The 20,105-nt window shown below is 66.8% G+C and carries 19 protein-coding genes; 4 read left to right on the top strand and 15 right to left on the bottom strand.

Features of this window, described 5'->3' with window-relative positions; translation table 11 throughout:
- Positions 1–151: 151 nt before the first annotated feature.
- Positions 152–1,264, bottom strand: a complete 1,113-nt coding sequence (locus HPY83_10975) for a glycosyltransferase (GenBank protein NPV08465.1) — start codon at positions 1,262–1,264, stop codon at positions 152–154.
- Between the two features lie 463 nt (positions 1,265–1,727).
- Between HPY83_10975 and HPY83_10970 the strand changes: the two genes are divergently transcribed.
- Positions 1,728–3,218 (top strand): glycosyltransferase, encoded by a 1,491-nt coding sequence (locus tag HPY83_10970; protein ID NPV08464.1) that lies wholly within the window; start codon positions 1,728–1,730, stop codon positions 3,216–3,218.
- Here HPY83_10970 and HPY83_10965 read toward each other — a convergent pair.
- A complete protein-coding gene (locus tag HPY83_10965) occupies positions 3,184–3,639 on the bottom strand; it encodes a polymer-forming cytoskeletal protein (GenBank protein NPV08463.1) in 456 nt (151 codons plus the stop codon). The two genes, HPY83_10970 and HPY83_10965, sit on opposite strands and share 35 nt — an antisense overlap.
- A 265-nt stretch (positions 3,640–3,904) precedes the next feature.
- Here HPY83_10965 and HPY83_10960 point away from each other — a divergent pair, with 265 nt between their 5' ends.
- Both HPY83_10960 and HPY83_10955 read left to right on the top strand, forming a co-directional pair.
- Positions 3,905–4,144: a hypothetical protein gene (locus HPY83_10960; GenBank protein NPV08462.1), complete on the top strand. Its 240-nt coding sequence runs from the start codon at positions 3,905–3,907 to the stop codon at positions 4,142–4,144.
- Between the two features lie 21 nt (positions 4,145–4,165).
- Positions 4,166–5,314: a hypothetical protein gene (locus HPY83_10955; protein ID NPV08461.1), complete on the top strand. Its 1,149-nt coding sequence runs from the start codon at positions 4,166–4,168 to the stop codon at positions 5,312–5,314.
- 114 nt (positions 5,315–5,428) lie between these two features.
- On the opposite strand, the gene HPY83_10950 is transcribed toward HPY83_10955, so the two are convergent.
- Complete coding sequence (locus HPY83_10950; protein ID NPV08460.1) at positions 5,429–5,872, bottom strand: hypothetical protein; 444 nt, start codon at positions 5,870–5,872, stop codon at positions 5,429–5,431.
- A gap of 273 nt (positions 5,873–6,145) precedes the next feature.
- Between HPY83_10950 and HPY83_10945 the strand changes: the two genes are divergently transcribed.
- The gene (locus tag HPY83_10945) at positions 6,146–6,802 is read left to right on the top strand and encodes an HAD family hydrolase (protein NPV08459.1); all 657 of its coding nucleotides are present in this window, start codon (positions 6,146–6,148) and stop codon (positions 6,800–6,802) included.
- Positions 6,803–6,889: 87 nt separating this feature from the next.
- Here HPY83_10945 and HPY83_10940 read toward each other — a convergent pair whose 3' ends face one another.
- The 12 genes from HPY83_10940 to HPY83_10885 form a co-directional block, all read right to left on the bottom strand.
- Entirely contained in the window at positions 6,890–9,337 is a 2,448-nt protein-coding gene (locus HPY83_10940; GenBank protein NPV08458.1) for a hypothetical protein, read from the bottom strand.
- Between the two features lie 9 nt (positions 9,338–9,346).
- Positions 9,347–10,462: a hypothetical protein gene (locus HPY83_10935; protein NPV08457.1), complete on the bottom strand. Its 1,116-nt coding sequence runs from the start codon at positions 10,460–10,462 to the stop codon at positions 9,347–9,349.
- A 433-nt stretch (positions 10,463–10,895) separates the two neighbouring features.
- A complete protein-coding gene (locus tag HPY83_10930) occupies positions 10,896–11,408 on the bottom strand; it encodes a ferredoxin:glutaredoxin reductase (protein ID NPV08456.1) in 513 nt (170 codons plus the stop codon).
- Entirely contained in the window at positions 11,401–11,691 is a 291-nt protein-coding gene (locus HPY83_10925) for a glutaredoxin family protein (GenBank protein ID NPV08455.1), read from the bottom strand. The genes HPY83_10930 and HPY83_10925 overlap by 8 nt, the downstream gene beginning before the upstream one ends.
- Before the next feature lie 250 nt (positions 11,692–11,941).
- Positions 11,942–13,909, bottom strand: a complete 1,968-nt coding sequence (locus HPY83_10920) for a prolyl oligopeptidase family serine peptidase (protein ID NPV08454.1) — start codon at positions 13,907–13,909, stop codon at positions 11,942–11,944.
- A 35-nt stretch (positions 13,910–13,944) separates the two neighbouring features.
- The gene (gene araB / locus HPY83_10915; GenBank protein NPV08453.1) at positions 13,945–15,630 is read right to left on the bottom strand and encodes a ribulokinase; all 1,686 of its coding nucleotides are present in this window, start codon (positions 15,628–15,630) and stop codon (positions 13,945–13,947) included.
- A gap of 15 nt (positions 15,631–15,645) precedes the next feature.
- Positions 15,646–16,680, bottom strand: a complete 1,035-nt coding sequence (locus HPY83_10910; protein NPV08452.1) for an NAD(P)-dependent alcohol dehydrogenase — start codon at positions 16,678–16,680, stop codon at positions 15,646–15,648.
- Positions 16,681–16,699: 19 nt separating this feature from the next.
- Entirely contained in the window at positions 16,700–17,965 is a 1,266-nt protein-coding gene (locus HPY83_10905) for a DUF2088 domain-containing protein (protein ID NPV08451.1), read from the bottom strand.
- Positions 17,966–18,014: 49 nt separating this feature from the next.
- Positions 18,015–18,440 (bottom strand): transcriptional regulator, encoded by a 426-nt coding sequence (locus HPY83_10900; GenBank protein ID NPV08450.1) that lies wholly within the window; start codon positions 18,438–18,440, stop codon positions 18,015–18,017.
- A 306-nt stretch (positions 18,441–18,746) separates the two neighbouring features.
- The gene (rplT, locus tag HPY83_10895; protein NPV08449.1) at positions 18,747–19,097 is read right to left on the bottom strand and encodes a 50S ribosomal protein L20; all 351 of its coding nucleotides are present in this window, start codon (positions 19,095–19,097) and stop codon (positions 18,747–18,749) included.
- Positions 19,098–19,119: 22 nt separating this feature from the next.
- Positions 19,120–19,323 (bottom strand): 50S ribosomal protein L35, encoded by a 204-nt coding sequence (gene rpmI, locus HPY83_10890; GenBank protein NPV08448.1) that lies wholly within the window; start codon positions 19,321–19,323, stop codon positions 19,120–19,122.
- Positions 19,324–19,422: 99 nt separating this feature from the next.
- A complete protein-coding gene (locus tag HPY83_10885) occupies positions 19,423–19,941 on the bottom strand; it encodes a translation initiation factor IF-3 (GenBank protein ID NPV08447.1) in 519 nt (172 codons plus the stop codon).
- Positions 19,942–20,105: the final 164 nt, after the last annotated feature.

The raw sequence follows: 20,105 nt of genomic DNA, 5'->3' as shown, positions 1-20,105 counted from the left end.
TAGCGCCGCAATATGCGCCAGTATTCGCGTAGTTCCATCGTCACCTACTCAAGCAAAGACGCCACAGAGGCACGGGACACAGAGATAGGAAACAGGCCACAGGTTACAGGGAATCAGGACGTATGCCAAGCTGACTCCCAGGAGGCAGAATCTACTTCCTAGACCCTTCTCCGTGCCTCTGTGCCTCTGTAGCGGCCCTCTCCACGAACTGGCACAATCGCTGCTGGAAGATGGCCTTGTCGAAGCGAAGGGCACTGCGGCGCAGGACCTCCGGATCGAAAGCGGTCTGGTCCAATCGGCGCAAGGCCGCCGACAGTGATTCCACCGACTGCTCCGAGAACAGGATGCCCGTCTCCCCGTCCACGATAGTCTCTAGTGAGCCACCCCCGGCGTAGGCTACGACCGGTCGGCCGGCGGCCTGGGCCTCGACGGGGGCGATGCCGAAGTCCTCTAGCCCGGGCCACACCAGGGCTCGACATCCCTGCACCAGCTTGGTCACCTCTTCGTCGGGCAGCCAGCCAAGGAACTCCACGGTGGGACCGGCCAGGGCCTCCAACTGAGGGCGGGCGCGGCCCTCGCCCACCACCTTGAGGGGCAGCCCAAGCTCGCTGCAGGCACGCACGGCCAAGTCCATTCGGCGATAGGGCACCAGCCGCCCCACCACCAGCAGGTAATCGTCCATGTGAGAGCCGGGTCGGAAGCGGTCTGTGTCCACGGGAGGGTAGATGATGGGTGCCTCTCGCCCATAGATAGCCCGGATGCGCCGCTGGACCTCTCCGGCGATGGCGATGAAGTGGCTGACCCGTCGGGCCCCCTGAAGATCCCACTGGCGCAGAAGGGGGATCAGTGCCCTCACCCCCACCCTCTGCCACTTGGCCATGCCCTCGCGGGTTAGGTAGTCCTGGAAGCCCCAGAGGAACCGAGGAGGGGTCAGGCAGTAGGCGATGTGAGGCGCGGACCGACACCGGGCTCCGGTGGCGAATCCGCTGCTGATGCTGACGACGGCGTCGAATCCCTCCAGGTGAAGGGTATCGAATGCTAGGGGATAGAGGGGCAAGTACAGCCGGCTGCGGCGGCTGACCGCTGGCAGGCGGTTCATCCAGGTGGGCCGGATGTCCCAGCTCCGGAAGTGGGGAGGCAATGCCCCGGGGTCGTAGATGCTGGTGTAGAGGGGGGCCTCGGGCCAGATCTCGTGCACCGCTTCTAGGACCCGCTCAGCGCCGCCATACTGGTTGAGCCAGGAACAGACGAGGGCCAAGCGCAACTGCTGCCTCCGTGGGCGCGAGTATAGCAGGGAAGGAGGGAAGGAGGGAAGGAGGGGAGGAGACAGGAGGAAAGGAGGGAAGGAGACAGGAGGGGGAGGAGTGAAGGAGACAGGAGGGAATGATTGGAGGCGGCTAAGGGAAGGTGCTCGCTGGCAGGGAGAGGACGGGGCGGTCATTCGGCGGGGTGGTTGGCGGTACCCCCTTCGCTGGAGCACAGTTCTAGCCTGCCCTTGCTTGGCCTCGCAGCAGCCAGCCACCTGACGATAGAGCGGCTGCCCCCGCGGCCACCGCCCGGCTCCTCCCCTTCCGTCTCCTCTACTCCTCGCCTCCTGTCTCCTGTCTCCTTCACTCCTTTCCTCCTGTCTCCTTTCCTCCTTCCCTCCTTTCCTCCTGTCTCCTCCCCTTGCCCGACTTGTGGGGGGTGCTATACTAGCCTGGCCCCGGCGAAAGGATAGCTCTGTCGTGTACCTGTCCTACTTCCTTAGTGCAATCTACCTGCTGGCGGCCCTGCTGCTGGCGACCTACGGCTTCAATTCGCTGGTGCTGACCGCCCTCTTCCTCCGCCATCGGCGTGGGTCTAGGGCCGAGGAGCCTCGATGGTGGCCCTCGGTGACGGTGCAGCTTCCGGTCTACAACGAGCGCTGGGTGGTGCGACGTCTGTTGGAGGCAGTGAGCCGGCTGGACTACCCTCGCGATCGGCTCCAGATCCAGGTTCTGGACGACAGCGATGATTACACCCACGCCATGGTAGATTCGATGGCGGCGCGGCTTCGGCGGCGCGGGCTGGACGTAACGGTGCTGCATCGCACCGAGCGCTCCGGCTACAAGGCCGGAGCGCTGGCGAACGGCCTGGCGTCGGCCCGAGGCGAGTTCATCGCCATCTTCGATGCCGACTTCGTCCCGCCTACCAACTGGCTTCGACGCGTGGTGCCTTACCTGGCGGCCGACAGGGGGCTGGGGTTCGTGCAGACGCGCTGGGGGCACATCAACGAGGGCTACTCTGTGCCGACGCGGGCCCAGGCTCTGGCGCTGGACGGTCACTTCGTGGTGGAGCAGCCGGCCCGTCAGCGAAGCGGCTTGCTCATGAACTTCAACGGGTCGGCGGGGATATGGCGGCGCCGCTGCATCGAAGGGGCAGGCGGCTGGAGCGCGCGCACCCTCTGCGAAGACCTGGACTTGAGCTACCGGGCCCAGCTGGCGGGATGGCGCGGGCTGTACTTGCCCGAGGTGGTGGTGCCGGCAGAGGTGCCGCCCACGGTCTCGGCCTTCAAGAGCCAGCAGCGACGCTGGGCCACTGGCAGCGTCCAGTGCCTGCGCTACCTGGCCGGGCCCGTGCTACGTTCCCGCCTATCGTTGGGCCAGAAGGTGGAGAGCCTGATACACATGGGCGGGTACCTGGGCCACCCGCTGATGCTGGTGCTGCTCCTGGTGTCTCTGCCACTGCTGCTGCTGGATGGCGGCTTGCGCTTCCACCTGACCTTCTTGGGCCTGGCCAGTCTGGGCCCTCCCACTCTCTACATCCTGTCGCAAGCCATGCAGGGAGGCGCAGGATGGCGCCGGTTGGCGTATTTGCCCGTTCTGGTGCTGCTGGGGACGGGACTGGCCGTGAGCAGCACGCGCGCCGTGATCCGCGCTCTGCGGTCGGACGGGGGTGCCTTCGAGCGCACCCCCAAGTACAGCCTGGTGGGAAGGAGGGGCGACTGGCGGGGGCGACACTACGTGGTGGGGGCCGATAGCTGGACGCTAGGGGAACTAGGGATGGCGGCCTACGCGCTGGTGGCGATCGCCGTGGCGGCGAGCCGGGGCAGCGTCTACGCCATTCCCTTCCTGGCGCTGTACGCGGCGGGCTTCCTCTATGTGGCGGCAAGCAGCCTGAGCGAGGCGCGGGCGGAGCGAGCGGGAGCGCGTCGGGCCGCGCTCAACTCCCAGCCGAGTCGGCCGTGGGTGGGCTGATTCCGTCCGGCCTGGGCTCGTCGACCGACGGGCTCGACTCGGAAAGGGGCAGGGGCTCGGGCTGGGCTGGCTCTCCCTTGCGCATGAGCACGTGTCCCCGAACGATGCCTCCCTCGTCGAGCAGCAGGTCCACCACGTCTACGTCTCCCACGACACGGCCGCCATCCAGGATCTCAACCTTATCCGCTAGGATGTTACCCTCCACCGTGCCCATGACCGAGACGTTGCGCGCCCTAACGTCGGCCTTGACCACGGCCCTCTCGCTGACGATGACGTTGCCGGAGCACTCGACGGAACCGCCCTCGATCAGGCCGCCGATGTGGAGGTTCCCATCGCACTTGAGCTCACCCCTGAGAGTGGTGTTCTCGGGGATGTTCGTGTCTATGAGCTGAGCCGGGTCGAAGACGGCCTTTCTGAACACGAGCGCACCTCGGGGCGGAGATTGGATGCTGGTAAGGGCACTATAGAGCTCCGGGCGTCTCCTGTCAACCGAGCACGTGACCGCCGGGGGCTGACGGTACGGATCCCGATGTGCACCGCTGCTCAGGTCCTGCGCTGCGCTCAGATTGCGAAAAGAGGCCCGAATGCACTGTAGGTGCGCCTCCGCTCGATGGGTGCGCGTGCGCGCCTTGCCTCCCGGTGCCTGCTGCGCTCGGGCCCTTTCCCGCCGGTGCGGGAGGAGAGGTTTGGCGGATGCTGATAGGCACATCCGAGAAGGGACGTCCGACGGCATCAAACAGCTTCTCCTGCGGTGGGACGATCGAGCGCTGGGCCTGCCTTTCGTTCGTCCGACTCTCGGAGACCTGCTGCAGAAGACCACCCTGTTCCAGGTGCACCTGAGGAAGGCCCTGCGCCTGCGGCGTGACGGATGGGGCGCTTCGGGTTACGATCGCGACGTACGAGCGGGAGCGATCTCCCGCTGTTGAGCTCTCCGAAGGAGGCGCAAGATGCAGCCCACCGACGTGGCAGCCATGATGGAGCGCCTGACCCAGATGGTGCAACCCTGGCACGAGGGGGTCACCAACCCAGCGGCGGCGCAGGAGGCAGTGCTGAACCGGCTCCTGCAGGGCTACGCCCGGACGGGCTACGGACGGGAACGCGGCGCTTCCTCCGTCGAGTCCATCGAGGAATACCGGCGGCGTTTCCCGGTAATGACCTACGAGTCCTACGAGCCTCTCATCCGGCGGGTGATGGGGGGCGAGACGGAGCTTCTCCTTTACGAGGAGCCCATTGGGTGGGCCATCACTCGGGGGAGCACCAAGGGCATCTCCAAGTTCATCCCCATGACGCCCACCGACCTCAGGGTGCGGGTGAGCGCCGCCCGGGCGGTGGTGAACTACGCCCTGCAGACGAAGCGCTTCGAGGTGTTCCGCGGGGTCAACCTGAATCTCAACTTCCCCTCCGTGGTGGGCACCATACGGGTGGGGGAGCGGGAGGTGGAGTACGGCTACAGCTCCGGCATCTACGTCAAGCATGTCTCGGCGCAGACGCCCGTGCGCTCCCTCCCGACCCAGGAGGAGATAGATGCGCTGGGCGGTGGCAAGACCATCGCTGACTGGGACCGCCGCTTCGAGCTGGCCTATGAACGCTGCCGGCAGGAAGACGTCAAGCTAGTGGGAGGCGTGGCCCCGACGGCGGTGGACTTCGGACGATACCTCCGCCGGGAGCATGGAGTCTACCCCAAGGACCTGTGGCAAGTGCAGGTGATGACCCTGGGCAGCGTTCCGGGGATCAACACCCGATACAGGCCGGTGCTGCGGGCGCTATATGGCCCGGTGGACGTGTACGAGATCTACGGCGCCACCGAGGGGATGTTCGGCCAGCAACGGGACGAGAAACGCGCCTGGGTGCCCAACTACGACCTCTTCTTCCTGGAGGTGGAAACGCGAACGGGCGTCAAGATGCTGCACGAGATGCAGCCCGGCGAGACGGGAAGCCTGGTAGCATCTACCCCGATCCTGGCTCGCTACCGCATCGGCGACCTGATCCGCGCCTACGAACCGCCTTACTTCCGCTGCATCGGCCGCGACACCCCCTGGACGCCCCTGCGGCACTTGTGGGACGGGCTGGTGAACTGGGACTTCAACCGACTCTGATACGTGATGCGTGATTCGTGATTCGTGATGCGTGATACGTGACGCGTGAGCGGTGCCAACACTAGCTACCTATCACGCATCACGTATCACGTATCACGCATCACGTACCACGCATCACCGCCGCGTGAGCGCTCCCACCAGAATGGCGATTCCCACTCCTATTAGGATCAGAGGCCAGACGCTGCCCCAACCTATGACCGCCCCCGCCCCAACGAGGAAGAGGACGATCGCCAGCACCAGCCTCCCCGAAAGGGGACGGCGATACTCGGGCCTCAGATACCGGAACAGCACCTCCAGGCCCACGATCACCCCTGCCCCCATCAGAATGATGCCGAAGGTGCTTATCCCCTCCAACCCCGGGATCAGGCCGGCATTCTCGGCCAGAAGCACCAGCCCGGCGAAGATGAGCGCCAGAGCTAGAGTGAGGGTGCCAGGGCGGTCGCTGGCCCCCTTCTCCTCCTTTTCCTGGCGGTCTCGCCGCTCCTTCTCCTCTTTCTCCTGTTTCTCGCCGCGGGTGCGATACTCACTAGGTTCGCGAGGGGGGTAGTCATCGGACATCGCTAGTGCCCTCCTGGAGATGCGTCCAGCGTGAAAACGGCGGCCCTTGGGAGATGATGCGGGTGGACCTCTAGCGTGTCAAGGCGCCATGGGAAATGGCACGCGGATGACGCCTATGCGACGCAGCTTCCCACTGATCTTCTTCCTCTCCTTATCCCTCCGGTTGGCGCAGATTGGCTCTAGCTCAGCGTCATCCGCGTTCCATTCCTTGCGGTTTGCCTGGAATGTGGGGACTGGTGTGTACTAGCGCGGTCGTCGCAAGCAGGAGAGGCTGTGGACTACCGTGCCGTGGTGTTCGACTTTGACTACACGCTGGTGGACTCGTCCGAGGGGATTCTGGACTGCATCAGCTACGCGCTGGACCAGCTGGGCCTCCCTGCCGTGTCGGCGGAGCGGGCGTGCCGCACCATCGGCCTCTCCCTGCCCGAGATCTTCGTGGAGCTGGCCGGCACGGAGCAGGCCGCCCGCAGCGACGAGTTTGGGCGCCTCTTCGTGGACCGGGCCGATCGGGTGATGAACGAGATGACCCGCCTGTACCCCGAGGCGCGCGCTGCCATTGAGGAGTTGCTCGAGTGCGGCCTGAGGCTGGGCATCGTCTCCACTAAGTACCGCTATCGCATCGAGCGGTTCCTCGAATCGGAGGGGCTCAGGACCGCCTTCGCCGTGGTAGTGGGGCGGGAGGACGTGCCTGTGCCCAAGCCCGACCCCTACGGCCTTGTCGATGCCATCGCTCGATTGGGGGTCGTCCGGCAGCAGGCGCTGTACGTGGGCGACAGCGTGGTGGACGCCGAGACAGCCAGCAGGGCAGGGGTGGACTTCGTCGCCGTCCTCTCCGGCGCCACCGAGGCCGGGGAGTTTGGCCCCTATGCCCCAGTGGCCGTGCTCCCCTCCCTGGCCGAGCTGCCGGAGTTGCTTGGCTGCCCCGGATAGAATGGTGCGCTGATGACGCTGATACTACGCTGATTCCCGCCGATCCCGTGGTACTAGACCTGTGTGATCAGCGTAATGTCAGTGTCATCATCGTTCTATCGTGACGCCGGGCACGCGCACGATGAGGACCGGGTCGCCCGGCGCCGTGGACTCGAAGACGGCCGGCAGCCGCTGAGCCAGAAGGGCGCCGGCCTCGGGCCCGTAGGCCTGCCGCTCCAGCGGCCCCACGTAGACGTAAGCCACGCTGTAGCGATCCAGCACTGCCTTCGCTTCTTCCCATGAACGGGCGGTGTAGAGGCGCTCGACGTCTGCCTGACGTTCGCTGAAGCGGGAGGTACCCCGCCACTGCATCTCGTGGAAGTCCCAGCCCAGGATCGTAGGAAGGCCGGTGTTGGCGCTGACGCGGCCGAAGGCGGTGTACGATCCGCCAGGCGCCTCGGCGATGACGGACGTTCCCCGGACGTTGGCCTGTAGCCAGGCAATGGCTTCGTACTCCGCCGGCCGGTGCCGAGCCAGGTGGGCGGTGCCGTCCAGGGTGGGGCTCCCGGAGAACCCGTCGGCGCGCGTCCACAGGCTGAGGGGTGGGTAGACCAAAGCCATGAGCAGGAGAGCGAGCGCGGGAACGGCGAAGGTGAGCCGGGCCCAACCGCGCCACTGGTTCCAGAGGCAGTACGCGGCGTAGCTGCATCCTAGCGACAGCAGCACCCAGGCCTGATAGTAGAACTTGAAGACGGTGTTCATCCGTGTGCCGAAGTAATCCCGGAGGTAGACGAACTCGACCGCCCAAGTGAGCCCCAGGGCGAGAGCCATCATGGCCAGGCTCAGGGCGGCGGTAGGGGAGAGGGGACCCAAGGCTGCGGCTTGCTGGTCTTCCCCGGGTGAGTTGTCGCCTGGCCTCCGGATCAGGCGGGCGAGGGCAGCCGCCATGACGCCGCTGACCGCCAGGAGCATCCAGGGCGAGCCGAGCCTGGTGACCAGGGAGCGAGCAAGGACCTGGCCCCACGGTTCGTTCCCCACCAGCTGCCTCAACTGCTCCATGCCCCGGAGCTGGGACAGGACCTGGCGACCGGCGGGGAGCGCCAGCAGTCCCAGGCCGACGGCGAGCAGGAAGAGATACGGGGTGGCGAAGAGGGCAGCCCACCACAGACCAGCAGGGCGCAGCGCCGCCCGCCCGTGGTGCCACAGGTGCCAGCCGGCATACGCGGCGGCCACAAAGTAGAGCGGGCCCAACATCACCAGGTACTGGTGCAGGTGCGTGTGGCCCAGGAAGTTGGGGACAATCCCGGATGCCTGAGACTGGAACGACAGGTAGAAAGGCAGGTAGGCCAGCAGACCCCCGAGGCCCATGCCCACAGCCACCGCCACGGTGATCCGGCCGCGCCGGCCGGAATGGGGGAGACCGATCCAGGTGGCGGCGGCGAACAGTGCTAAGTAGATAGGCCAGTCCCAGGTGTTCAGGAAACCGAGGGCCCCCAGCGACACGGCGGCCATGCCCAGGAAAGCTTCATGGGCCCTCGGCACCGGCTCCCTCCGCAGGCGCAGCGTCCACTCTACGCACAGCGCTGCCGCCAGGGCGGCGAAGGGCAGGGCCAGGACGTGAGGATGCATGTCGCCGAGGAGGAAGCTGAAGAAGGGGAACTCGTCGATGACCTCTATAGGCTCCCCCAGGGGGGAGCGATCGTTGATCACCCTGGACGCACGCCACCACCAGAGGTAGCGATCCGGTAGCCAAGGCCCCGGCTGCGGTGCCTCCAGCAGGTCCTTGATGTCCAGCCAGCGCCAGAAGCTGGCCGGCAGCAACCCGCGGGAGTGGATCACCTCCAGGAAGCCTTCCAGGTTGCCCATCACCGTCAAGGCGACGCTGCCCAGCAGTCCAAACGAGACGGGCACCCTGCCTACAGGAGAGCGGCGATGGTGGTGGGCCACCATCCCCCGCACCACGGCAAAGGCGCCGGCCAAGGTGAGCGCGAACAGACTGGCAATGCCCAGGTTGAAGGCCACCGCTGGAGCCACGTCGGAGAGCCTAGCCAGGGCAGCCATCATGAGGTAGCCAAAGTAGTAGTAGCTGATGGCGTAGCCGGCAAGCCAAGGATCGTGAGGAGGGACCGACCCGTCACGGAGCAAGGCATTGAGGAAGGCAAACTCCATCGGCTTCTCGGTGCCCTCGATCTCGGGCATGTACGAGCGGGTCAGCACCGCCAGGACGAAGGCCCCCACGAACAGCGCCTCGGCGATGACCGCCGGCTGCACCTCCCCCGGCTGCGGGCGTAGCCGTCCGCCCATCGCCCATCCCAGAGCGAAGACGAGGGCCAGGCAGAAGGCGAAGGCAGTCGCTTCGACCCGCAGGAAGCCCAGGGCGGAGAGCAACCAGAGCCCGTATGAGGCGGCCAACAGGCCGAGGGGCCGGGCCAGGGCGAAGCTGGCGCCAGGCAGGTGGATGAAGAGGCGGCGGGCCAGGGGCAAGCCGGCCAGCCCCACCACCTCCAGCACCAGAAGCCAGCGCAAAGCGGCCAGGACGTCAGATAGGGGGAGCATGGATGGAGCCTACTCCTCTTCCGTACCGGGCACCAACCAGCTTCGTCGGCGATGGGCGTGCTGCGCCAGCGCCACTAGCGCGTCTGCCTCCTCGGGCGAGTCGCAGCTGGTGGAGAGGAAGAGGCCCTCCGGCTCCAGCTCGTTCAGGAGCACCGAGACCTCCCAGGGCTCGCAGAACAGGCACAGGCCCTTGCCCCGGGCCTGCACCCGCCGTAGCAGTGGCAGCCACCGGCTCATGGGCGGAGCGCCAGCACCGGGCACCCACTGGATGGCGGTGAGCCGGGGGAGGGCCAGCAGGGAATCCAGGTGACGGGCTGCGCCGGGCCCGTCCAGGTGGTACACCGTCCGGGGGACCAGGCGAGTCTGCTCCTCAACGAAGGGGAGGAAGAAGCGGTCGAACATCTCCCGTGAGATCATGATGGAGAAGTCGGTCTGCAAGTCCACGGCGGGGCGCTCCGACCACAGCCCCATCCAGAACACGTAGCCGCCCACGTGCTGATGGATGATGCCGTTGCAGGCCTGCCAGTACCGGTACCAGGCCTGGTTGATCCTGGGCAGGGCGGCGAGGACCTCGCCGGGGTGCTCGATCAGGTCCACGGCCAGACGCTCGGCGCCCCGCAGTCGGGCCAGGATCTCACCGGGACCGTTGAGGTCGGGGATGGAGACGTAAGCGTACCCGGGCGCCTCCCGCGCTCCGGCTTCCAGGAGACGACTCACCTTCATCCACCAGGGATTGGTGGGGTCGAAGCCCAGGGGGGGACAGTAATCCCAGTCGGCGATGATGGGCTCGGTCCAGGTTGTCTGACGGTTGAGGATGTGGAGGGGTGCCCCCAGGAAGGCGGCCAGGACGGCCACCATGCCCCCGGACACGGGCCGCAGGACGGGGAAGGCATCGCCGCCGTAGTAAGTGGCCGCCAGTACTCGCCGCTGGCGCTCCATCACCGTTTCGGGGTCGGTCCAGTAGGCGACCAGTTGCTCCGGGGCGACGTCCTCCTCCGGCAGGGCGGCCTTGGGCGCATGCACGGCGATGGGGACGCGGTCCACCACCTCGCCCTCCCACCAGGCCTCGTACCTCTGCTGGATGAGAGGCCAGTCCAGCTTGTCAGGCAGCTCCATTGGGTCCATCAGCGCCTCCTCCCCACCGCCTGGAGACCCTCACCGCTATCGCGGCGTTGGCTGCGGCGAATGCCGGCCCGAAGGGGTTTCTGTGCATAACTACATGTAAAGCTGTGGATAAGCGCAGAGCCTATCCACAGAGCTGTGCACCTACCCTGTGGACAAGCTTGGTCGCCGCAGATCACTGCGACGATTGTGCGGGTTGGAGACGACCTGTGCAAGCCGGGGCGGAGGCTCACCGCCGAGACCGCAGAGACCGCAGACAGGAGATAAGGAGAGCAAGGGAGAGGGGAACACAGGGGAGGGGCACAGGCGCAGACGGCAAGGAAACCAGGCCGGCAGCTCACGAAGCCTGGCGCTCGTCATCGAGCCGCGCTCTTCTGGGTCCTTCGTGTGTTGTTCTCCGCGGTCTCAGCGGCCTCTGCGGTGAGGTCCCAAGGCGTTACATGAAGCGCTCGAAGCGTTCCTTCTTCACCTTACAGATGGGGCACCGTTCGGGAGGCTCATCCCGGGCGCAGAGGTAGCCACACACCCGACAGCGCCACACGGGGTAAGCGAGCGACTCGATACCCCGGCGCTGGGCCTCCTCTCGTTCTCTCTGGCGGACCTCAGGGGGTGGCCGCCGCTCGGGAATGGAGCCAATGGTCTTCTCCCCCCGCACCACGGGCTCGGTCACGTACAGGCCGCAGTAGCAGGTATCGTAGTCGTTGAGGTCGGGGTCGCGGTAGTCGCACGGGCAGATGATGTCGCGATCCTCCTCCTCGATCCCCGAAGCCAGTCGGCAGGGGCAACTCTGATAGCCGTACCGCCTCTCGTTGACCAGCAGGCCGTGCACCAGCTCCTTGGTGAAGGCCACGTCCGGGTTGAGATAGTAGGCGGAGGCACCCTGCTCCCGAGTGAGCTTCTCGTAGAGCCGATCCACCTCTTCGGCGGTCACCTGGGTTGGCTCAGTCATCCTGGGCCAGCTCCCGGATGGCACGCTCGTCGAACCCCACTATGGCCCGCTCCTGGTTCACCACCAGGGTGGGGAAGGAGCGGGCTGGGTTCCAGCGGCTCACGTCCTCTATGACCTTGCGGCGGTCCTCGCCCTGCTGTAGGTCCACATCCACGTACCGGTAGGCAAGGCCCAACTCGTTCAGAAGGGCCTTAGTCCTCCGGCACCACACGCAGGTGCTGAGGGCATACATGAAGATGTCACCGACGTCCTTGCCTTCAACCTGGTTCACTTCCACAGCCATGCTTACTCACCTCCATTGTTGCAGCGACGGACAGTGTACCATCTGGGCGGTAGGGGCGCGAGCGGCGGACAAGGGGAGGGGGAGAGGGGGAGACGCGGAGACGGCCATCGTTTGGTCCGGCGGGGTCTGGCCCCTGCGACAGGCCGCTCTGTAGGGCGGCACCTGTCGCCGCCCTCCGGACTGGTCCGTCGCAGGGGCAGGGCCCCTCGTGTGGGCACGATCTATGGCGCTTGGGCCTGCTCTCCGCCCCTCATGTGCCCAGCGCCAGGGCTCCGGGAGCGCCCAGCAGCTGGTAGGCGCTCAGGGCCGAAGCCAGGGCCTGGCGGGCCGCGTCCGGAGACAGGGACTTCAGTTCCCCGTCCAGCGCGCGCTCCAGCCTGAGTGGCCGTGGCGCTACCATTCCCAGGATGTCGGGCACGTCTGCCACCAAGAGAAGCCCGGGCAAGTATAGAGGGTCTGCCTCCTCGGCGGCGAAGGGCAGGCACAGAGTGGCAGGAAGCGCCTCCAAGGTGGCCGAGGCGATCCGGCGATCCAGGGCCGCCGCCAAGAGCCCAGTCATCGAGGCGGCGAGCGATCCGCGTGCGACCAGGTGCACGCGACCGATGTCCTTTCGTCCCAGGAGGTAGCTGACGCTGCACATCGTGTCCCAGGCGCGCATGCCCACGAGGGGCCGGCCCAGGGCCAAGGCAGAGAGGAAGTCGTGGTCGCGGTCGGGCTTGGTCTCGCCCACGCCTCGGGGATCGAAGGCGTAGACGGCATGGCCCTGATCGAGCAGGGAGAGTGTTTCAGCCTCGGGCAGGGCATCCTTGCCCCCCTCTAGCAGATAGAGGTAGACATCGGGTGCTTCGCCTGAGTCAGGCCGCGCCAGAACTGCGGGCAGGACGATGTCGGGCTCGCTGCGGAACCAGAACCGCTCCAGTCGGTAACCCTTCCGCTGTTCCTCCGTCACCAGGCGCACGTCGAGGGGAACGTCGAGCGGTCGGCCTCCCAGGATCTGCCACAGGGCCTCGGCCAGCGACTGCTGCCGCTGCCGGACGCCCTGAGCGTCTTCCGGCTCGGGCGTTTCTGGCAGGCACTCGACGCGAGCGGCGAACAGGTCCGCCAGGCCGATGGCTCCTGCGGGAAGGCCGGCGGGGAAGACGCGCAGGTAGCTCTCGCCGGGTGCCTCCTCTTTGCCCTCGGCCTCCAGCGCCAAGTGGCTCGCCACCTGGGGCCGCCCCATCAGCCAACGGTCGAACCAGGCGTACATGGCGCGGCGCATTTCCTCGTTATAGGCGTGCTCGTCGTAGCTCTCGAAGGTGGCGAACCGGGAAGCGTCGTATAGGGCGTACACCTCGGCGATCCGGTCGGCGGCCAGGCGCGCCGAGAGGATGGGGAAGCCTCGGTCCAGGATGCCGTGGATGAGGAGCAGGGCCCTGGGCGCGATCATGGCAGTGATCTCGGTCAGGTCGGCGATGCCGACCAGGCCGGGGATGGTCTCGCAGGTGCAGAAGGCCTTCTCCATGTAGTCACTCACGATCTCCACCGAGCAAACGGGCACGGAGGCCTTGATTCGCTCGTCCAGAGCGGAGACGTACATGGTCTGGTTGCCGCCGCCAGAGCAGCCCGTGCAGCCGATGCGCTCCGGGTCCACGTCGTCGCGGGAGCAGAGGTAGTCTATGGCGCGGATGTTGTCCCACAGCTGGACGCCCTGGAGGGTCTGCCCGGCGGCGAACAGATACCAGGACCGTCGGTGGCCCATGGGCTCGCGGTCGTTGTAGCCCACCGCATCGACCGAGAGGACCACGTATCCGCGCCGCGCCAGCCCCACCATGCGCCGCTGCACTGGCTCCTGGTAGCGGCCCAGGGGCCAGTGACCGTGGGGGCAGAGGATGGCGGGAGCAGGCCCGGTGAGCCGGTCGGGGACGAAGACGCTGCCGGTGACGTAGAAGCCGGGCTGGCTCTCGAAGGCCACGTTCTCGATGCGGTAGCCCTCCCGCTGGTGGGTCGAGGTGATCTGAGCGTTGAGGGGAGTGCGCTCGGGGAAGCCGCCCAGGGAGTGGATCAGCTGGGCGCGGATCTGTTCGCGACGCACCTCCCAGGACCGCAGGCTGTAGATGGGCATCTGTCGGCGCAGCACGCGATCGGCAGCCCGGAACAGGTGCTGACGCATCATGTCGGGATACGGTTGTGGGAGTACGAGGCCCGCCCAGGACGGAGTGCTTTCGCTGTCGCTCATGGATCCTTCCCCCTTGTGAATGCGTCCGGCCTCGGTCAGGCGCCCAAGCCGGCCAGGACTTCGATCTTCAGGGCCTTGAGGCGCTTCATGACGTCGTTCTGTCCTCGGCCAAAGTAGTCGTGAAGGGTGCGGTATTCGGCGTAGAGGCGGTCGTAGACGGCATGGGCTCGCTCGTCGGGCCGGTAAGTGACATCCGCCAAGTAGGCCATGTGGGCTGCGGCCTCCTGGATGGTATCGTACCCCCCAGCCGCCTTGCCCGCGGCCACCGCGCCGTGCATGGCACTGCCCAACGCGCCCGCCTGCTGGCTGGCGGCCACCTTGAGTTCGCGCCCTAGGACGTCGGCATAGACCTGCATGAGCAGGCGATTGCGGCCGGGCAGCCCGCCACAGGTGACCACGTCGTTGATGGGCACCCCGCTGTTCTTGAAGGCGTCTATTATGACTCGGGTGCCGTAGGCGGTGGCTTCGATGAGTGCCAGGTAGATCTCCTCGGGGCGAGTGGCCAGGGTGGCCCCCAGTAGCACTCCGGTGAGGTCGGCGTCCACCAGGACGGAACGGTTGCCGTTCCACCAGTCCAGGGCCAGAAGCCCGCTCTGCCCGGCTCTGAGGGCGGACGCCTTCTCCTCCAGGTACTGGTGCAGGCTGAGTCCGCGGCGTCTGGCTTCGGCAGCGTACTCCTCGGGGACGGCGTTCTCCACGAACCAGGCGAAATGATCGCCGACGCAAGACTGGCCGGCCTCGAAGCCGAAGTATCCGGGGAGGATGCCGTCCTCCACCACGCCGCACATTCCCTCCACCTCGCGCATTTCAGTGCCGCACACCATGTGGCAGGTGGAGGTGCCCATGATCATGACGAGGCGATTGGGCTCGACCACGGTGGTGGCGGGGACGGAGACGTGGGCGTCCACGTTGCCCACGGCGACCGCGGTGCCCTGGCGCAGCCCGGTGAGTTCGGCGGCGTAGGGGGTGATGCCTCCGGCCCGGGCGCCCAGGGGATAGATATCGCGAGACATCTTCTCGTCCACGATGCGGCGCATTCTCGGGTTCAGGGCGGCGAAGTAGTCCTCGCTGGGGTAACCCTCGGCCTTGCTCCAGATGGCCTTGTAGCCGGCGGTGCAGGCATTGCGCTTCTCCTGGCCGGTAAGGAGCATGACGATCCAGTCGGCGCCCTCGATCAGCTTGTGGGCGGCATCGTAGACGTGAGGTGCCTCCTCCAGGATCTGGAGCGCCTTGGGGATGAACCACTCGGAGGAGATCTTACCGCCGTAGCGACGGAGGAAGGCCTCGCCTCGCTCCCGGGCCACCTTGTTGACCCGATCGGCCTCGGGCTGGGCGGCATGGTGCTTCCACAGCTTCACCCACGCGTGGGGCTCGCCTCGCCAGCGTTCGCGCAGGCACAGGGGAGTGCCGCGATCGTCTATCGGCATCATGGTACAGGCGGTGAAGTCAATGCCCACCCCGATGACGTCGTCGGCGCTGGCCCCGGCCTGTTCGAGGACGGCGGGCACCCCCCGACGCAGCGTTTCGACGTAGTCGGCCGGGTTCTGCAGGGCCCAGTCCGGCTCTAGGCGCTGGCCGGTAGTGGGGAGGGCCTCGTCAATGACGCCGTCGGCGTAGGGGTGAACGTGGGAGGCCACCTCCTCACCATCGCTCACCCGCACCAGGACAGTGCGGCCCGACTCAGTGCCGAAGTCCACTCCCACGGTGTACTTGTCGGTCATGTGTGCCTCCCGGCTCTAGAGCATCTCCACCATTGCCTTCACCACGCCGTCGCCTTCCTCGGCCACCAGCTCGAAGGCGCGGCCGGTCTCTTCCAGAGGGAAGCGGTGGGTTACCATGCTGCGCAGATCCACCATCCCTGCCTGGGCCAGGGCGATGGCGCGGGGGTAGGTGTGCTTCATGCGGCGCACCATCTTGATGGTGAGGCCCTTGCGCCGGGCAGTGCTGGCGGTCAGGGTGAACTCGTTCTCGGCGGGAATGCCGATGAGGAGCACCTTCCCGCCGTTCCGGGCCAGCCGGATGGCCTGCTCGGGGCCCTCGGCCGAGCCGGCGGCCTCGATAACGAGGTCGGCGCCTCGTCCCTCGGTGACCTGGGCCAGACGGACCACCGGATCCTCTCGGTCCACATTGACGACGGTGCCGGCGCCATAGCGGCGGGCGTACCCCAGCCGGTAGTCGTGCCTGTCGGTGGCGAACAGGGTCACCGCCCCCGAAACGCGGGCCAGCTGCAGGGCCAAGAGCCCGATGGGCCCACAGCCCACCACCGCCACGCTATCGCCGACAAGCATCTTGGCCAACCGCATGGCGTGCAGGGCCACTCCCAGGGGTTCGAGCATGGCGCCATCTTCGGCGGTGAGGCCCTCGGGCAGGGGGAAGCACCGCTCCCGTTCCACCACCACGTACTCGGCCAGGGCGCCCTGATCGGGAGGCACGCTCATGAACCGAATGTGCAGGCAGAGGTTGGGGTGCCCCTCGCGGCACATCTCGCACTGGCCGCAGGAAATGGCCGGCTCCACCGCCACCATCTGCCCCACGCACAGCCCCTGGACTCCGGGACCCAGCTCGGCGACCTCACCGGCGAACTCGTGTCCCATGATGTGGGGCTCGGTGGCGACGTTCTCGCCGATGCGCCCCTGCAAGTAGTAGTGCACATCGGAGCCGCAGACACCCACGGCTCGGACCTTCACCAGCACCTCGCCCGGTTGCGGCTGAGGGATGGGCACCTCGCGGATCTCGATGGTTCTTGGACGTACTAGGTAGGCTGCTCTCAAGGTTGCTCTCCAGGGCCGGTCACCAGGTGGGGCTGCCAGTGTCGGGAAAGTGCTCGTGGTCGGTTAGGTTGCCAGCGGCGTCAAAACGAAGTTCATACTCTGGCCCCAACTGCACCTCTCCCTCCAACGAAGGCACCAGTGCCTCGCTGACAACCATCTGGTCCAACCGCAGGGTATTCCGGATGCGGCACACGCGTGCTACCTCAGGTGGGAGCCCGGTGGAGCGCAGAGCGGCCGCGATGGCAGCGGCGTCGCTGGCGAAGGCGACCGGCACCTTGGCCCGCTCCCAGAACCCGCAGGCGGCGGCGTTGACCCGTAAGGCGTTCAGGTCGGTCTTGGCCAGCAGTCGCTCGGTGATCACGTCGGCGAGGCCGAGGCCGTTGGCGTTTCCGTGGGAGGCGTCGGTCAGGTCGAGCGCTGCCAGATAGCGGATTCGGGGACGCACGGGCTCCGGCTGGCCCTCAAGGCGCATTCGTCCTATCACCTTGGTATCCATGCCGGTGCCGCTGACGTCCTTACCCAGGTAGTCCACGATGAGCAAGTCGGCCTCAGTGAAGGGAAGACGAGGGGCGTGGCTCTTGGCTTCCTCGAGGAGCTCCGCCTCGCGCTCCAGCAGCTCCTGAGGCGTCACCCCGACCACGCGCCACGTCTGGCCCATGGCATCCTCCAACACGGCCAGTCCGGCGATCACCGGGGCACGGGCCAAGATGAGCCTGGCAGCCTCGGGGATGACGTCGCGCAAGCCGGTCGCTCCCAGACGGTGGATGCGGGTGGCGCCGGCCTCTTTGCCCAGGCCGACGGCCATCATCTTGGCCAGCCCGCTCTCCCAGCGGCCCTCGTAGTCGGTGTGCGGTTTCACCCGACCCACCACCACGATGCCGTCGGCGGTGAAGGCGTTCCGGTCGAGGACCACCTCGGTGCCGCCAGCGGACGTCCCCAGGGTCTCCACCTCCATGGTGGCCCGGATGGGTGCCCCCACGCTCTCCTCGGTCACGCCCAGGGAGGCGAGCAACTCCAGCTGGCCGGCGACAGTGGCGCCGCCATGGGAGCCCATGGCGGGAACCAGGAAAGGCTCCCCGCCGCGGGCGCGGATGGCGTCGCAGACGGAGCGAAGTATAAGGGTGATGTTGGCGACACCCCGACTGCCGGCCGTGACGGCGACCTGCGCCCCGGGAGCCAGGACGGGAAGCACCCGGGCCATCTCGGCGGCAACGGCGGCAGCAATGTCGCGCAGGGGATGGGAGAACAACTGCTGCCTCAGCCAACGGAAGGGCGGGAGGGTCACTAGCGATGCCTCGGCGAGTGGACGGCCTGCAGCCCAGTGCACCGGCAGCTCATCGGCGCTCGGCCTCGGTGCGGCCGCAGTCGGTAAGGAGATCGGCGATGGTGGTGGAGCGCATGGCGGCGACTGCCTGCGCCTGGGCCGTGGCGAGGAAGGCCTCGAGGCCGGCGGCAAGAGGCAGGGCGGGGTCGGCTGCCGGCTGGTGCCCGTCGGGCAGCCTTCCGTCCACGGCGCAGGACACGTCATACACGGTCAAGTCCTGAGGAGACCGGGCCAGCAGGAATCCACCCTTTGAGCCGCGCAGGGACGCCAACACGCCGGCCAGAGAGAGACGGCGCAGTACCTTGGCGGTGCCGGCCGCGGGAGCGCCCACAGCTGCAGCGACCTGGGCCGAGAGATGAGGCCCCGAGCCGGGTGGCTGAGAGGCTAAGTAGATGAGGGCCTTCAGGGCCCAGTAGGTGCTCTTGCTGACAAACACGGTAGCGACTCCGGCGGGATTATAGCATCGCCGCCGGGGCGGGCCAACGGACCGCTGGGGGGAGGGGGAGACGCGGAGACGGGGAGAGGGGGAGAGGGGGAGACGCGGAGACGGGGAGACGGGGAGAGGGGGAGACATGAAGGGTCGGACCCCATTTGGCTCTTCGCGTATCCCCTCTCGCTGCAGCCGTATCTCCCCGTCTCCCCGTCTCCGTGTCTCCCCGTCTCCACCGACGCTGGGGAACGCAGAAAGCCCCTCGACCAGGACGCATCGAGGGGCAGCGCCGGGCAAGAGAGTGTCAGCGGATCAGACGCCGGCGGCGGTAGCAGCCAGCTTGGCAAAGACCTCCGGGTCGCGCACAGCCAGATCACTCAGGGTCTTGCGGTCGAGCTCAACGCCGGCCTGAGACAAGCCGTACATGAACTGGCTGTAGCTCAGACCGTGCTGGCGGGCGGCGGCGTTGATGCGGGTGATCCACAGGCGGCGCATGTCCCGCTTGCGATTGCGGCGGTCGCGGTAGGCGTAGGACAAGGACTTGAGCATGGCCTCGTTGCTGCGGCGCCAGAGCTTGCCGCGGCTGCCATACTGGCCCTTGGTCATCTTGATGATCTTCTTGTGGCGGCGACGGGTAACCGGTCCGCCCTTAACCCTAGGCACTTAGCACCCCCTCAGTCCGCTCTCAGTCTAGGTACGGGGCCAGACGCCGCACCCGGACCCGAGTGGCGTGGTCCTCGACTATGATCATCTCGGACAGCATCCGCTTCACCCTGGGCGCCTTACGGCGACGCAGGTGGCTCTTGGGGCCACGGGTGCGCATGAGCTTGCCCGCACCGCTGTACTTGAAACGCTTGGCCGTGGCCTTGTGTGTCTTGATCTTCGGCATGAAAGACTACCTCCACAGGTGCACAACAAACGACAGCCGGCAAGGCTTCATCCCGTCAGGGACTGCTCAGGCCTGGCTGTGCGGGAGAGTGTATGCGGGCTACCTGCCCTTATGCGGTGCCAGCACCAGGTTCATGGTGCGGCCTTCCATGGCAGGTGGCTGCTCGACTGTGCCCACGTCATTCAGATCCGACGCCAGCCGATTCAGCATGTCGCGGCCGATGTCCATGTGGGCCATCTCTCGGCCGCGAAAGATGACGCGAAGGCGCACCTTGTCTCCACGCTGGAGGAAGCGGCGAGCATCGCGCATCTTGTAGCCTATGTCGTGCTCGCCCGTCTTTGGCCGCAGGCGAATCTCCTTGACCTCGGTGGTCTTCTGGGCCTTCCTCGCTTCCCGCTCCCGCCGAGCCCGCTGGTAGGCGAACTTCCCGTAGTCAATGATCCGGGTTACGGGAGGATCCGCGTTAGGGGCTACTTCCACCAGGTCGAGACCCCTTTCCGCCGCAACCGCTAGAGCCTGCCGCGTCGGCATGACACCCAACTGCTTCCCGTCGTGATCAATGACGCGCACCTCTGGCACGCGGATCTGCTCGTTGACGCGGTAGTCTCTGCTGCCTATTGGTTCACCTCTCCCGTCGGCTGGCTAATGGCACTGCGGACAAACACCATGCCCGGGGTGCCCCGCCGGGCTCGGAGGCTATCATACAACACAGCAACGAAACTGGTCAACTGCTGCCGGTGGGGATTTGCCCAGGCCAGCCGCTAGTACGCGCCGACGCAGGC

The organism is Anaerolineae bacterium (assembly GCA_013178015.1).
Taxonomy (GTDB): Bacteria; Chloroflexota; Anaerolineae; order DRVO01; family DRVO01; genus Ch71.
This window is presented reverse-complemented; position numbering and strand designations above follow the sequence as displayed.

Excerpts from the sequence above, each read along its gene's own strand:
- HPY83_10950 (NPV08460.1), bottom strand. The coding sequence starts at position 5,872 with ATGTCCGATGACTACCCCCCTCGCGAACCTAGTGAGTATCGCACCCGC.
- araB (NPV08453.1), bottom strand. The coding sequence starts at position 15,630 with ATGACCGACAAGTACACCGTGGGAGTGGACTTCGGCACTGAGTCGGGC.
- HPY83_10925 (NPV08455.1), bottom strand. The coding sequence starts at position 11,691 with ATGGCTGTGGAAGTGAACCAGGTTGAAGGCAAGGACGTCGGTGACATC.
- rpmI (NPV08448.1), bottom strand. The coding sequence starts at position 19,323 with ATGCCGAAGATCAAGACACACAAGGCCACGGCCAAGCGTTTCAAGTAC.
- HPY83_10940 (NPV08458.1), bottom strand. The coding sequence starts at position 9,337 with ATGCTCCCCCTATCTGACGTCCTGGCCGCTTTGCGCTGGCTTCTGGTG.
- HPY83_10930 (NPV08456.1), bottom strand. The coding sequence starts at position 11,408 with ATGACTGAGCCAACCCAGGTGACCGCCGAAGAGGTGGATCGGCTCTAC.
- HPY83_10920 (NPV08454.1), bottom strand. The coding sequence starts at position 13,909 with ATGAGCGACAGCGAAAGCACTCCGTCCTGGGCGGGCCTCGTACTCCCA.
- HPY83_10955 (NPV08461.1), top strand. The coding sequence starts at position 4,166 with ATGCAGCCCACCGACGTGGCAGCCATGATGGAGCGCCTGACCCAGATG.
- HPY83_10935 (NPV08457.1), bottom strand. The coding sequence starts at position 10,462 with ATGGACCCAATGGAGCTGCCTGACAAGCTGGACTGGCCTCTCATCCAG.